A 12,635-nucleotide genomic window follows, 5' to 3' on the forward strand; every position below is an offset into this window, starting at 1 on the left:
CTGCGGAGTGCAGGCATGACGATGCGGAACCTGCTGCGGCAGCTGGCCCTGGCCTTCGCCGCGTTCGCAGCCGCCGGCGCCGCCTGCGCGGTGCCGCGCGTGCCGGCGAGCGACGCCGAGATCGTCGAAGCCTTGCCCGCGCTGACGGACGGCTCGCGCGAGACGCGCCGGCTGCGGCGCGAGCTGGCGCAGCATCCGCGCGACGAGCGGGTGGCGGTCGCGGCGGCGCAGGCCTTGCTGGAGCTGGCGCGCGCGCAGGGCGACGCGCGCTACGCCGGTCATGCCCTGGGCGCGCTGCAGGCCTGGGGGCAGGCCGCGGCCGACGCGACGCCCGTCGAGGTGCTGGTCATGCGCGCGACCGTGGCGCAGTTCCTGCACGATTTCGACGGCGCCGAGGCCGCGCTGAAAGCCGCCCTGGCGCGGAGGCCGAGCCACGCGCAGGCCTGGATCACGCTGGCCACCCTGCTGCGCGTGCGCGGCCGCTATGCCGAATCGGATGTCGCCTGCCGGGCGCTGGGCCGCGCCGGTCCCACGCTCTACGGAATCGCCTGCCTGGCCGAGAACACCGGGTTGCGTGGTGACCCTGCAGCTGCCCGCCAGGCGTTGTGGGGGCTGCTAGCTGACCCGGCTCTCGCAGGTCCGCGGCAGACAGCGACCCGCCAATGGCTGCTCACCAGCGTGGCCGAGATCGAGGAGCTCGCAGGCCGGCCCGCGGCGGCCGTGCGGGCCTACCGGCAAGCCCTGGGGGCCGAACGCTCAGGGTACCTGCTGCTGGCCTACAGCGACTTCCTGCTGCGCAGCGGGCGCGCGTCCGAGGTGGCGCCGCTGCTCGCCGACCAAGCGCGCAGCGATGCCGTGCTGCTGCGCCTCGCCGTCGCCGCTCCGCCGGGCAGTGACCGGCAGGACGCGCAGGAATTGCAGGCGCGCTTCGACGCCGCCGCGCTGCGGCCCGGTGCGGGCGCGGCGCATGCGCGGGAGGAAGCGCTGTTCGCGCTCGATGTGAAGAAGGACGCGCCGCGCGCGCTTGCGCTGGCGCGTGTCAACGTGCGGCTGCAGCGCGAGCCGGTCGACGTACTGCTGTTCGCGCGCGCGGCTGCCGCGGCGGGCGACGAGGCCGCGCGCCTCGAAGTGAAGGCGCTGCTGCGGCAGACGGGGCTGCGGGATGCACGCATCGATGCCGTCCTCTGATGTCCGCGCGCCGCGGCTCACGCTGGCGCGCTGGTGCCGGCGCTCGGTGGCCGGCTGGCTGGCGCTGATCCTCATGGGTGCCGTCCTGCCGGCCCACGCCCACAAGGCGAGCGATGCCTACCTGCAACTGCAGCGCGACGGCGACGCACTCACCCTGCGCTGGGACATCGCGCTGCGCGACCTCGATGCCGCGCTCGAGCTCGACCGCGATGGCGACCGGCAGCTGCGCTGGGGCGAGGTCCGTGCGCGCATGGACGACATCCGCGCCTACGCGCTGGCGCGACTGCGCCCGCAGCAGGGGCGCTGCAGCCTGGCGCCGGCGCAGTCGCCGTCGGTGGAAGATCGCATCGATGGTGCGTACCTGGTGCTGCAGCTGCAAGGCCGCTGCGCGAGCGGCGATGCGCTGGAGATCGACTACCGCCTCTTCGGCGAGGTCGATCCCACGCACCGGGGGCTGCTGCGCATCGCGGGGGAGGGCGGCGCCGCGCCGGCTGCGCTCTCGTTGGACCCCACGGGCGACTGGGTCGCCGTGGCCTGGCCGGGCGCGCCTCCTGCTGGTGGCACGGCTGCGTCATCCGCCGGCTTCTTCCGCGACGGCGTGCACCACATCCTGATCGGCTACGACCACCTGCTGTTCCTCCTGTGCCTCCTGCTGCCCGCCGTGCTGCGGCGCTGCGGCGACGGATGGGTTCCGGTGGCGCGCTGGCGCGAGGCCGTGTGGCCCATGGTCGGGCTGGTCAGCATGTTCACCGTCGCGCATTCCCTCACGCTCGCGCTGGCCGGGCTGCAGCTGCTGACGATCCCGCCGCGCATCGTCGAGCCGGCCATCGCGCTCACCATCGTGGTGGCAGCGCTCGACAACCTGTTCCCGCTGCTGCGTGGCAGGCGCAAGCTCTTCAGCTTCGTGTTCGGCCTGATCCACGGTTTCGGCTTTGCCGGCGTGCTGCGCGAGCTCGAACTGCCGACGCGCGATTTCGTCGGCGCGCTGCTGCAGTTCAACCTGGGCGTGGAGGCCGGACAGCTGGCCGTGGTGGCCCTGGCGCTGCTGGTGCTGGCCGCGCTGCGCGGCTGGCGCGGCTATCGCCCGGTGGTGCTGCACAGCGGCTCGATGCTGGCTGCGGGCGTTGCGATGCTGTGGCTGTTCGAGCGCGTGTTCGATGTGCAACTGCTGACGATGTAGCGTTCAGCCGGCCTTCGGGCGGAAGTCGAGTAGTTTCATCGCCGCCGCCAACGGCTGCCTGCATTTCCAGTAGCCCGCCCACGGGTCCGCGGTCTGGAACGACAGATGCTCGCGTGCCGTGGCGATGTTCCATTGCGCCCCGCTCTTGAGCTTCGGAACGTCCTCCCAGGCAACGGGCATGGAGACCCCCAGGCCGGGCCGCGCACGCGCGGAGAAGGCGGCGACGGTCGTGGCGCCGTGCCCGTTGCGCAGGTAGTCGACGAAGAGCTTGCCGACCCGGTTCGCCGCGCCGCTGCGCGCCACGAAGCGCGAGGGGATGACGCGCGCCAGGTGCTGCGCGACGGCCAGCGAGAAGGCCTTGACGGTGTCGTAGTCGTAGCGCGGCGCAATGGGCACGACCACATGCATCCCCTTGCCGCCGCTGGTCTTGACCCAGGCCGCGAGGCCCAGCTCCGTCAGCAGGGTTCTGACCAGCACAGCCGCCTCCTGAACCTGGGGCCATGCCGTGCCCTCGCCGGGATCGAGGTCGAACACCATGCGGTCGGGTTTGTCGATGGTCCTGGCCCGCGAGTTCCAGGTGTGGAATTCGATGACGTTCATCTGGGCCGCGCCGAGCAGGGCCTGAGCCGTCGCGACCTCGAGCAGCGCCTGGTGGCCGGGCCACAGGGCAGGGTCCAGCTCCCGCACGCCGGGGATGCCGATCTTCTCGCCGTGCTTCTGGAAGAAGAGCTGGCCGCCCACGCCGTCCGGGCCGCGCACGAAGGAGCAGGGCCGGCCCGCCACATGCGGCAGCATCCACTCGGCCACCGAGGCGTAGTAGCGCGCCAGGTCCAGCTTGGTGAGGCCGGTGCTCGCGTCGATGACGCGGTCCGCGTTGCTGACCTGGATGTCGCCGATCACCGTCCTGCCCGGCGAGCGCACGGGCCCGTTGCCGGCGAGCGGCCGGGCCGTCTCGCGCATCACGGCGGCGGCCGGCTTGTCGCTTCGCAGCGAGACGAAGGAGGCGTGCCGGATCTGGCCGTCCGGCGTCCACGCCGCGAACTCGACCTCGGCGACCAGGCGCGGCTCGATCCATTTCTCGCTGCCGAGGGTGCGCTTCGACCATCGCCCCGCTTCGGGTGCGCCGGCGGGGAAGGGGGGCTGCGTTCTCTTGCTCTGCGCCAGCTTCTGCTTGAGCTGCTTGGCTTCCTCGACGCTCCAGCCGGTGCCGACGCCGCCCACCGACAACAGCGCACCGTGGGCATCGTGGACGCCGAGCAGCAGGCTGCCGACGCGGGCCGGGTCCTCGCTGTTCTCGGTGTAGCCGCAGATCACGAATTCCTGGCGCAGCCTGCACTTGAGCTTCAGCCAGGTGTCGGTGCGTCGCGACGAGTAGGGCGCATCGGCGCGCTTGGCGATCACGCCTTCGAGGTTCATGCGCGCGGCCGAGTCGAGGATGGAGGCCGGGTCGGCTTCGAAGTCGGCGCTGAAGCGCAGATGCTCGCTGCCGTGCTCGTCCAGCAGCGCCTGGAGCAGCTGGCGCCGCGCGACGAGCTCGACGCCGCGCAGGTCGTAGCCTTCGAGGAAGGGGAGATCGAACAGGAAGTAGACGATGTCGGCCTTCGCGACCCGGCTTTCGAGCGCCTTCTGCAGCGCATTGAAGCTGGGTAGGCCGTCGCTGCCGAACACCACGATCTCGCCGTCCAGCCATCCCGACTTCAGGCCCAGCTTCTCGATCTCGCGGGCCAGGCCCGGCATCTTCGAGGTCCAGTCGTGGCCGTTGCGGGTGATGAGCGCGGCCTTGCCGGCGTCGATGCGCGCCAGCAGCCGGTAGCCGTCGAACTTGATCTCGTAGAGCCAGCGTCCGCTGGACGGCACACCCGTGGCGAGCGTGGCGAGCTGGGGCGTGAGCCGCTCGGGCAGAGCAGCCTTCACCGCGCCGGGAACGGGCGCTTCCTGCGCCTTCTTGCCGGCCGTGGAACGCCGCGTCTTCGCGCGGGACGGGATGGCCGCATCAACGCCTCGCGCCGCAGGCGGCTTCAAGGGCTTGGCGATCACGCTGTCCGGCAGCGCGCTGACGACGTCGTACTCGGACCGCGGCCGCGCGAAGGCGTCGCGCTTCTTGAACAGGATCCAGGGCTCCTGCCGCTCGCCGCCCTTGGCGATCTTCACCAGCTCCCAGAGGCCTTCCATCTTCTGGCCGTGCAGGTGGAAGACCAGCTTGCCCTTCGCCAGCCCCTCGCGCGGATCGCCCACCGGCTCCCAGGTGCCGTTGTCCCACACGATGACCGTGCCCGCACCGTACTGCTTCGGCGGAATGGTGCCTTCGAAGGAGCCGTAGGACAGCGGATGGTCCTCGACGTGGATGGCCATGCGCTTGTCCGTCGGGTCGTAGCTCGGGCCCTTCGGCACGGCCCAGCACAGCAGGACGCCGTCGAGCTCCAGGCGGAAGTCGTAGTGCAGCCGGGTCGCGGCGTGCTTCTGGATGACGAAGGAGAGCGCCTGCGCGCCCGCGGCGACATGCTGCCCCCGGGGCTCGGAGGTCCTGGAGAAGTCGCGCTTGGCCCAGTACCGGGCCAGGGGATCGGCTTCACGGGCGGGCATGGCGGGCGGCCGGGGGACTCAACGGGTCAGTCGCCGGTACGCATTGAGGTGGCGCAGCGCGCCGCGGGCATCGCCGAAGAGCTCCTGCAGCCGGCCCAGGTTGTAGTGCGCGTCGGCGAAGTCCGGGTCGAGCTGCAGGCTGCGCTCGTAGTTCAGCGCAGCGATGCGCAGGCGCCCGAGCTCCTCGAGTGCGATCGCGTGGTTGAAGAACAGCAGGGCCGAGTGCGGGCAACGGGGCAGCGCGTACTCGTGGAGCTGGACGGCGTCCTCGTAGCGCTGCAGGTCGCAGAGCAGGGCGCCGAGATTGACGTAAGCATCGACGTGGTCGGGCGCCGCGGAGATCGCAGCGCGGTAGGCCGCTTCGGCGCCGGCCGGGTCGGTGCTCTCCAGCGCCTCCCCGTCGGCCAGCAGTTGCCGCGCGTCGGCGTCGCCGGCCGTCGGTGCCGGGCTCGGCGCCAGGAAGGCCACGCTGCCGTCGACCGGCGCGACCTCGAAGTCCAGCAGCAGCTGTCCCGAGCCCGCTTCCCAGGTGTTGTGGCGATCGCGCACGGCCACGTCGGTGCCCACCGCCGTGATGCGCATGCCCGTCAGCGGCAGCTCGCCCGGCAGCGTTGCGCGCAGCTGGCGCAGCGAGCGCAGGATCTTGCGTGGCGGGATCTGCGCCTCCTGCAGCCCCTGGGCGGTGCGCAGCAGCATCAGGTCCTGAAAGCTGAAGCGGAACTCGTTGCGCGCGCCGCGCGTCGGCGTGACGAAGCCCGCGTTCACGAGGCGCTGAATCGCGATGCGCGGCATGCCGAGCATCTGCTGCACGCGCCGCATGGTGTACGGCGACGCGGCTCCGGCAGCGCTCACCCCTTCCTGGCCCGCGCGCGGGCCGGCGTCGCGGCGGCTTCGTCGCTCTTGGCGGCCCGCTTGGCCGACTTTCTTTCGCCGGCTTCGAACATCGGGGAGACGTTCTCGCTCGCTGCCTTGGCGGCGGTCTTGACGGGGGCGGCAGGTGCTGCGGTGGAGGGGCGCGGCTTCTTGCCGAGGCTGGCCTTGAGCGCATCCATCAGGTCGATGACCTGGCCGCCACCACCCGTCTCTTCGGCACGGGCGGAGGCGACGATGTGCTTGCCGGCGATCTTCTCGTCGATCGCCGCGAGCACGCGCTTCTTTTCTTCGTCCTGGTACTGGCTCGGGTCGTATTCGTCTTCCGAGATCTGGTCGATCAACTGCAGCGCGAGTTGCAGCTCCGCCTGGGAGACGCTGACCTTCTCGATGTCGAGCTCCTTCATCGAGCGCACCTCGTCGGCATAGAGGAGCTGCTGCAGGATCAGGCCGTCTTCCGCGGGCCGGACCTGCACCACGTACTGCTTCGCCTTCCACGACCACTTGGCCAGGGCGCAGCGCCCGCTCTTGCGCATGGCTTCCGAGAGCAGGGCGTAAGGCTTGCCGCCCCGCTTGTCGGGGGCCAGGAAGTAGGCCTTGTCGTAGTAGATGGGATCGACGGCGCTCTCGGGAATGAAGGCGGTGATCTCGACGATGTGGCTGCTGCCTTCCTCGAGCGCCTTGAGCTCGTCGGGCGTGAAGAGCACGAAGCGGTCCTTCTCGAACTCGTAGCCCTTCACCATCTCGGCGCGCGGCACCACGCTCTGGTCCTTCTCGGACACGTACTGCTGCTTGACGCGGGAGCCGTCCTTGGTCAGCAGGTTGAACCTGACGGTGGCGGCGCTTTCGGTCGCCGAATAGAGACGCACCGGGATGGAGACCAACCCGAAACTCAGCGTCAACGAGGCAATGGAACGTGCGGCCATGGTGTGGTCCTTCGCGCCCGGATGGCGGGCGCCGCGGGCGGGGTGCCGCGGCATCGCCAAATCCTATGCGCTGGGCGGCGGGCTGTCACGTAGGACGTTGCCTGCGTCCCACTCCGCTCGCCTAGGGCCTGTTAACGCTATGCAACGCGACCCCTTGCATAGCGTTAACAGGCCCTAGCGCAGCACCCGCCCGTCCGCCGTGATGCTGATCAGGTCGATGGTGCGCTGCGGGTCCCGCAGGCCCGGCCGCAGGTTGATGCGGAAGCCGCCGACGTCGTAGTCGGTCATGCCCGCCATCACCCGCTGCAGGCTCGCTGCCGTGAAGGCGTGCCCCGCGCGGCGCACCGCCTCGCCGGCGGCCTTGGCGGCGATGAAGCCTTCGAGGCCTTCGTAGGAGGCCGTCTGGTCCGAGCTGTCGATGGCCGCGAGGTACTCCTTGACGATCGGGATGGCCGGGGAGCGCGGCGAGGGCACCACCTGCGCGATCACGATCCCGCGGATGTCCTTGCCCAGCGTCGCGTACAGCGGGTCGATGCCGACGATCGAGAAGGCCATGAAGCTGCCGCCGTAGCCGCTCCTTCGCAGCTTGCGGATGGCTTCGGCGGTGGTGCCCGAGAGCGACACCAGCACGATGGCCTGCGGAGAGGTCTTCAGCACCTCCTCCAGTGCGGCGTCGAGCTTGCCGCCGGAGGTCGGCACCAGCGCGCTGGCCACCAGCGCGCCGAGCTTCTGGTCGGTCATCGCCTGCTGCACCGCGGCCAGGCCGGCGCGGCCCATGGCGTCGTCGTCACCCACCAGCGCGATGCGGTTCTGCCCCACGGTCGCGCACTGGCGCACGATCTTGATGGCCTCGTCGGCCATGCTGGGGCGCACATGGAATACGTTGGAATGGGCGGCCGTGCGCAGGCTGTCGGCGGCGGCGAAGGGCGCGAACAGCACCGTGCCCTGCTGGGCCGCGGCCTTGGCGCCGGCCTCGCTGCTGGCGGTGCCGACGAAGCCGAACAGCATGTCGGCCTTGTCGTTGACCAGCAGGGTGCGCGCATTGGCGGCGGCGCGCTGGGCGTCGTAGCCGTCGTCGAGCTGCACCAGCTTGAGCTGCAGGCCGCTGGCTGCATTGGTGTCGTTGAACTGGGTCGCATAGAGCCGGCAGCCCGCCGCGAAGGCCAGGCCGATCTCGCTGGCCGCGCCCGTCAGCGGGACCGACTGCCCGAGGATCACCGTGCGGGCTGCGGCTCGGGCGGTCTGCGCCTGGGCGAGCCTGCTGCCGGCCAGTCCACCGCCCAGCAGCAGCGCCGCACCCGCCTTGCCCAACAAGAGCCTGCGTGACCGATCCATGGGAAACCTTTCGCTACATTGATCAAAAAATGTAGCAACTTCAATGCCTTAGACGAAGGTAGTAAGTCACGTTGGGGCCACAGTTCCGTGGCCGGCGTACGTCAATGATTGTTAACTTTTGTTTTTGGTCTGTGGCTTTTTGCACGCGGCAAAAGAGGGCTCCGATGGCAACATCCTTGTCGATCCGGATGTCCTCCCGGCCACCACATGAAGAAAAAGCCCTCTGATATCGCCCTGCTGGAAAGCGCCCTCTCCACCATCGAGCAGGTGCTGGCGCGCGCCGACAGCGACATGCAAGGTGCGCCGTACCTCGGCCCCACCACCCACCAGCCGCTGGATGCCTTACAGCGGTCCGACTCGACCGGCGGTGACAATCGTTTCCGGACCAGCGCCGCGCAGTCGGCGATCAACATCTGCCTGAGCTCGGCGGCCGCGCTGATCGACGTGAGCCAGGCGCTGATGAACCGCAGCGTCGACCGCTCGCCCCAGACCCTGGAACGCGAGTGGCAGAGCATCATTGCCCACACCAAGATCGCGAGCCGCTCGGCCTATCGCGCGGCGCTGATCATGGCGGCACAAAAGCACGTGCTGGAGGCGCAGGGCGAACGGCAGTCCGAGAACGTCTACAGCGGGATTGCGCACTAAACGCGCTCGAACACCAGATCCCACACCCCGTGGCCCAGCTTGAGGCCGCGGTTCTCGAACTTGGTGAGCGGCCGGTAGTCCGGCTTGGGCGCATAGGCCGCGGCCGTGTTGCGCAGCAGCGGCTCCTGCGACAGCACCTCCAGCATCTGCTCGGCATAGGGCTGCCAGTCGGTCGCGCAATGCAGATAGCCGCCGGGCGCCAGCCGGTCGGCCAGCTTGCGCACCAGGGGCGGCTGGATCAGGCGGCGCTTGTTGTGCCGCTTCTTGTGCCAGGGGTCGGGGAAGAACACATGCACCCCGGCGAGCAGGCCGGGCAGCAGCATGTGGTCGAGCACCTCGACCGCGTCGTGCGCGCAGATGCGGATGTTGGAGAGCTGCTGCTCGCCGATGCGCTTGAGCAGCGCGCCGACGCCGGGCTCGTGGACTTCGCAGCACAGGAAATTGATCTCCGGCTTCAGCGCGGCGATGTGCGCCGTAGCCTCGCCCATGCCGAAGCCGATCTCCAGCACGGTAGGCGCGGCACGGCCGAAGGCGGCCTCGAGGTCCAGCGGCTCGGCCCGGTAGGGCAGCAGGAAGATCGGGCCCAGCTCGGCGAAGGCGCGTGCCTGGCCATCGGTGGCGCCCCGCGCGCCGAACGAAGCTCTTCAGGCGGCGGTGCAGGGGATGCGGCGGGTGTCGTCGGAGGGCGGGGCCCCATCGCGCGTGGGGTCGTTGTCGGGCAGGGTCATCACGGGCGCGGATTGTAAAGAGCGCGCCAACCCTCGACCCATCCGCCGAGCGCTTCGGCGGGGGTCAATGCCTTCGTTGCAGCCAGGCCCAGCACCTGCGCGGCGGCATTCAGTGCGGCCGCGGCGGCAGCGGGCGTGGCGGTGTCGATGGGTGTGGCGCCGTTCTGCTTCGAGAGCTTTTCGCCATCGCTGCCGAGCACCAGCGGCGTGTGCAGGTAGCCCGGCTGGGGCAGCCCCAGCGCGCGCTGCAGCAGGATCTGGCGTGCGGTGTTGTCGGCGAGATCCACGCCGCGCACCACGTCGGTCACGCCCTGGTCGGCATCGTCGACCACCACGCAGAGCTGGTAGGCCCAAGGCCCGTCCGCCCGCTTGAGCACGAAGTCGCCGACCTCGTGCGCAACGTCCTGGTATTGGCAGCCGAGACGGCGGTCGGTCCAGCAGAGCCGCTTCGACGTCCGGGCCGCCTCGTACTGCTCGGCGGCGAAGCGCCAGGCCCGCGGCGGCTTGCCGTGCAGGCCGTCGCGGCAGGTGCCCGGGTACACGCGCTCGCCGTGACGGTGGTGCTTCTCGCCGCGCAGCGCGAGCGCCTCGTCGATGTCCTTGCGCGAGCAGCCGCAGGGGTAGGCCAGCTGCAGGGCCTTGAGGTGCTCGAGGGCGCGCGCGTAGAGCGCACCGCGCTGCGTCTGCCAGACCGGCGGGGCGTCGGGCAGCAGGGCGCAGTCGGCCAGTTGCGACAGGATGTGCTCGCCCATGCCGGGCAGGCAGCGCTCGGTGTCGGCGTCCTCGATGCGCACGAGCCAGCGCGCCTGCGGGCCGCGGGCGCGCACGTCGAGCCAGCTCGCGAGCGCCGCGACCAGCGAGCCGGCATGCAGGGGACCGGTGGGCGAGGGCGCAAAGCGGCCGACGGCAGTCATGGCGCGCACTTCCGGTTCAGGCCACCTTCAACGCCAGGCTGAGGCCCGACAGGAATGCATCTTCGACGCGGTGCCCGGTGCACCAGTCGCCGGCCAGGCCCACGCGGACCTTGGCGTCCCACAGATGCGGCGCGCCGACCGGCACCTGGGTCTGCGCTTCCGGCCAGCAGCGGGCCTGCGCATGCGAAGGCGTGGCACGGATGCCGGTGATCTCGGAGAAGGCGCGCAGCAGCTTGGCCTCGACACGCGCGGCATCGTCGCGCAGGTGCTCGCTGGACCAGGCCGGGCTGGCCTGCAGGGTCCAGCGCTCGATGCGCTCGCGACCCGGCTTGGAGGACTCGCGCGCCAGCCAGGCCACGCGATGGTGGTTGCTGCGCGCCGCGTTCCACTGCGGGCCCAGGTGCGGCAAGGTCGGCTGGCTGGCCTGCGGGAAGGCGATCATCAAGGTCCAGCAGGGCGCGATGCGCACCGCCTCGATCGTCTCGCGCAGCATCGCCATCGCCGCGCTGCCGCCGAGCAGGGCGCGCGCGCTTCCGGGCGGCACGGCCAGCAGGACGGCATCGAAGCCCGAATAGACGTGCTGCGCCTCCTCGGCGCCCTCGGTGCGCAACTGCCAGCGCTGCGCATCGAGCGCATCGGGCTCGATGGCGGTCACGCGGGTGCGGGGGACGAGCGCATCGCCCAGCGGCGCCGCCCAGTGCGCGACCAGAGCGTCCATGCCGGGCTGCGCCACCCAGTGCTGCTCGAGGCCGGGCAGGGCGGCCTCGGCCACGCGGCCGTGGGCGTCGAGCACGCGCACGAGGTTGGCGCTCCAGGGCCGGCAGCAGGCGTTGGCGGTCTCGAGGGCGCGGGCGAAGCGCGCGTCGCGCACGGTGAAGTACTGGGCGCCGCTGTCGAAGCTGCCGAAGGGCGTGGATTCGCTCGCCATGCGGCCGCCGGGCGCGGCCTCGCGTTCGAGCACGCTGACGCGGTGCCCGGCCTGGACCAGGGTGCGGGCGCAGGCCACGCCGGCCATGCCGGCACCGACGATGGCGTAGTGGCGCGAAGCGGGGGATCGGTGGCGGTCGGCGGGCGGGCGAAGGATCATGGTGCTGTCTCGGGTCGGTGGTTGGCGGGCAGAGGTGACTCTAACCGGCCCGGGGCGCACGCCTTTCGTCATCGCCCGCGATGGCGTTCCAGCAGCGCGCGGCGCGTGCCCTCGTGCTCGAACTGCTCGAGCCACCATTTCAGCGCGCGGCCCGGCTTGCCCGCGGTGCGCTCGCGCCAGGCGCAATGCATGGTGGCCATCGGGGGCGTGCGCTCGGTCTTGAGCTCGACCAGGTGGCCGGCCTCGATGTAGGGCCGCGCCATGGGCTCCGGCAGGAAGCCGCCGCCCAGGCCATGCAACTGCGCGGCGAGCTTGGCCTGCGTGGACGGCACGGTGAGCACGTCCTGCCCGCTCACCAGGTTGACCGTCATGCCCCGGCCCAGCCGCGTCGAGTCGGCGGCGGCCACGGCGCGATGCTGGCGCAGCATGGCGTCGGACAGCGGGACGTCGATGCGCGCGAGCGGGTGGTGCGGTGCCACGGCATAGACGAAGCGCAGGTTGCCCAGCGGCCGGCTGCGGATGCCCATGGTGCCGAAGGCCAGGCTGGACGCGTCCAGCACGGCGCCCACGGCGAGGTCGGCCTCGCCTCGGGTCACCGCCTCGATGGTGCCCAGCAGGGTCTCGTCGCGCAGCTTGAGCCTCGTGGGCGGATCGAGGGCGAAGAAGGCGGTGGCCAGGTCGAGCATCGGGTCGCGCGCGATCACGCTGTCCATCGCGATGGTGAGCATCGGCTCCCAGCCGGTGGCGACCCGCTTGACCCGGTTGGCCACCGCATCGATCTCGTTCAGCAGCCACGAGGCCTCGCGCAGCAGCTCGGCGCCGGCCTCGGTGAGGCGCGCCTGCCGCGCACTGCGGTCGAAGAGCAGCACGTCCAGCGCGTCCTCGATCTGCCGCACGCGGTAGCTCAGGGCGCTGGGCACCAGGTCCAGCCGGCGCGCGGCGGCGGCGAAGCTGCCGGCGTCGACCACGGTCTGCAGCATCGCGAAGGCATCGGGCGTGAGGACGTCGCGGGGACTGTGCATGGTGCAAAAACCCTTCAAACAATTTGAATGATGCCATCAAATCCAGGCGCTTTCGAGGCCGGAGGGGCGCCCTAAAGTTCATGCCATCCGCTGCGCATCCGGCGCGGCATACGAAGGCTCTGCGCAGATTCTCAGGCGTCGGGGCAGGAGGTTCAGA

The 12,635-nt window shown here is 70.9% G+C and carries 10 protein-coding genes and 1 pseudogene; 3 read left to right on the forward strand and 8 right to left on the reverse strand.

Translation table 11 applies throughout. The features are described 5' to 3' along the window. Nucleotides 1-15 precede the first annotated feature (15 nt). Together GXN78_RS26075 and GXN78_RS26080 are read left to right on the forward strand one after the other, a co-directional pair. Nucleotides 16-1,188 carry a hypothetical protein gene (locus GXN78_RS26075; protein ID WP_239142935.1) on the forward strand — a complete coding sequence of 391 codons (1,173 nt, stop codon included), beginning with the start codon at nt 16-18 and terminating at the stop codon, nt 1,186-1,188. Beyond that, nucleotides 1,175-2,368 carry a HupE/UreJ family protein gene (locus GXN78_RS26080; protein ID WP_106558784.1) on the forward strand — a complete coding sequence of 398 codons (1,194 nt, stop codon included), beginning with the start codon at nt 1,175-1,177 and terminating at the stop codon, nt 2,366-2,368. The genes GXN78_RS26075 and GXN78_RS26080 overlap by 14 nt, the downstream gene beginning before the upstream one ends. Before the next feature lie 3 nt (nt 2,369-2,371). On the opposite strand, the gene ligD is transcribed toward GXN78_RS26080, so the two are convergent. From ligD to GXN78_RS26100, 4 genes are all read right to left on the reverse strand, one after another. Further along, nucleotides 2,372-4,951, reverse strand: coding sequence for a DNA ligase D (gene ligD, locus GXN78_RS26085; RefSeq protein WP_106558783.1), 2,580 nt, complete (start codon nt 4,949-4,951; stop codon nt 2,372-2,374). Between the two features lie 18 nt (nt 4,952-4,969). Beyond that, nucleotides 4,970-5,803 carry a tetratricopeptide repeat protein gene (locus tag GXN78_RS26090; protein ID WP_239142936.1) on the reverse strand — a complete coding sequence of 278 codons (834 nt, stop codon included), beginning with the start codon at nt 5,801-5,803 and terminating at the stop codon, nt 4,970-4,972. Next, complete coding sequence (locus tag GXN78_RS26095; protein ID WP_106558791.1) at nt 5,800-6,747, reverse strand: Ku protein; 948 nt, start codon at nt 6,745-6,747, stop codon at nt 5,800-5,802. The genes GXN78_RS26090 and GXN78_RS26095 overlap by 4 nt, the downstream gene beginning before the upstream one ends. A 174-nt stretch (nt 6,748-6,921) precedes the next feature. Further along, a complete protein-coding gene (locus GXN78_RS26100) occupies nt 6,922-8,082 on the reverse strand; it encodes an ABC transporter substrate-binding protein (protein ID WP_106558781.1) in 1,161 nt (386 codons plus the stop codon). A 207-nt stretch (nt 8,083-8,289) separates the two neighbouring features. On the opposite strand from GXN78_RS26100, the gene GXN78_RS26105 reads away from it, so the two are divergent. Next, nucleotides 8,290-8,727 (forward strand): hypothetical protein, encoded by a 438-nt coding sequence (locus tag GXN78_RS26105; protein WP_106558780.1) that lies wholly within the window; start codon nt 8,290-8,292, stop codon nt 8,725-8,727. Here the strand turns inward: GXN78_RS26105 and trmB are convergent. The 4 genes and pseudogenes from trmB to GXN78_RS26125 all read right to left on the reverse strand — a co-directional run bounded on the left by trmB (nt 8,724) and on the right by GXN78_RS26125 (nt 12,478). Next, a pseudogene (gene trmB / locus GXN78_RS26110) lies at nt 8,724-9,387 on the reverse strand (tRNA (guanosine(46)-N7)-methyltransferase TrmB). The gene GXN78_RS26105 and the pseudogene trmB sit on opposite strands and share 4 nt — an antisense overlap. Nucleotides 9,388-9,454: 67 nt before the next feature. Continuing rightward, a complete protein-coding gene (gene gluQRS, locus GXN78_RS26115) occupies nt 9,455-10,369 on the reverse strand; it encodes a tRNA glutamyl-Q(34) synthetase GluQRS (RefSeq protein WP_106558778.1) in 915 nt (304 codons plus the stop codon). A gap of 16 nt (nt 10,370-10,385) precedes the next feature. Next, nucleotides 10,386-11,456, reverse strand: coding sequence for an FAD-dependent oxidoreductase (locus GXN78_RS26120; protein WP_239142937.1), 1,071 nt, complete (start codon nt 11,454-11,456; stop codon nt 10,386-10,388). A gap of 68 nt (nt 11,457-11,524) precedes the next feature. After that, on the reverse strand, nt 11,525-12,478 hold the full coding sequence (locus GXN78_RS26125) for a LysR family transcriptional regulator (protein ID WP_106558777.1): 954 nt from the start codon (nt 12,476-12,478) through the stop codon (nt 11,525-11,527). Nucleotides 12,479-12,635 lie beyond the last annotated feature (157 nt).

This window comes from Variovorax sp. WS11, from assembly GCF_010499245.1.
Taxonomy (GTDB): Bacteria; Pseudomonadota; Gammaproteobacteria; order Burkholderiales; family Burkholderiaceae_C; genus Variovorax.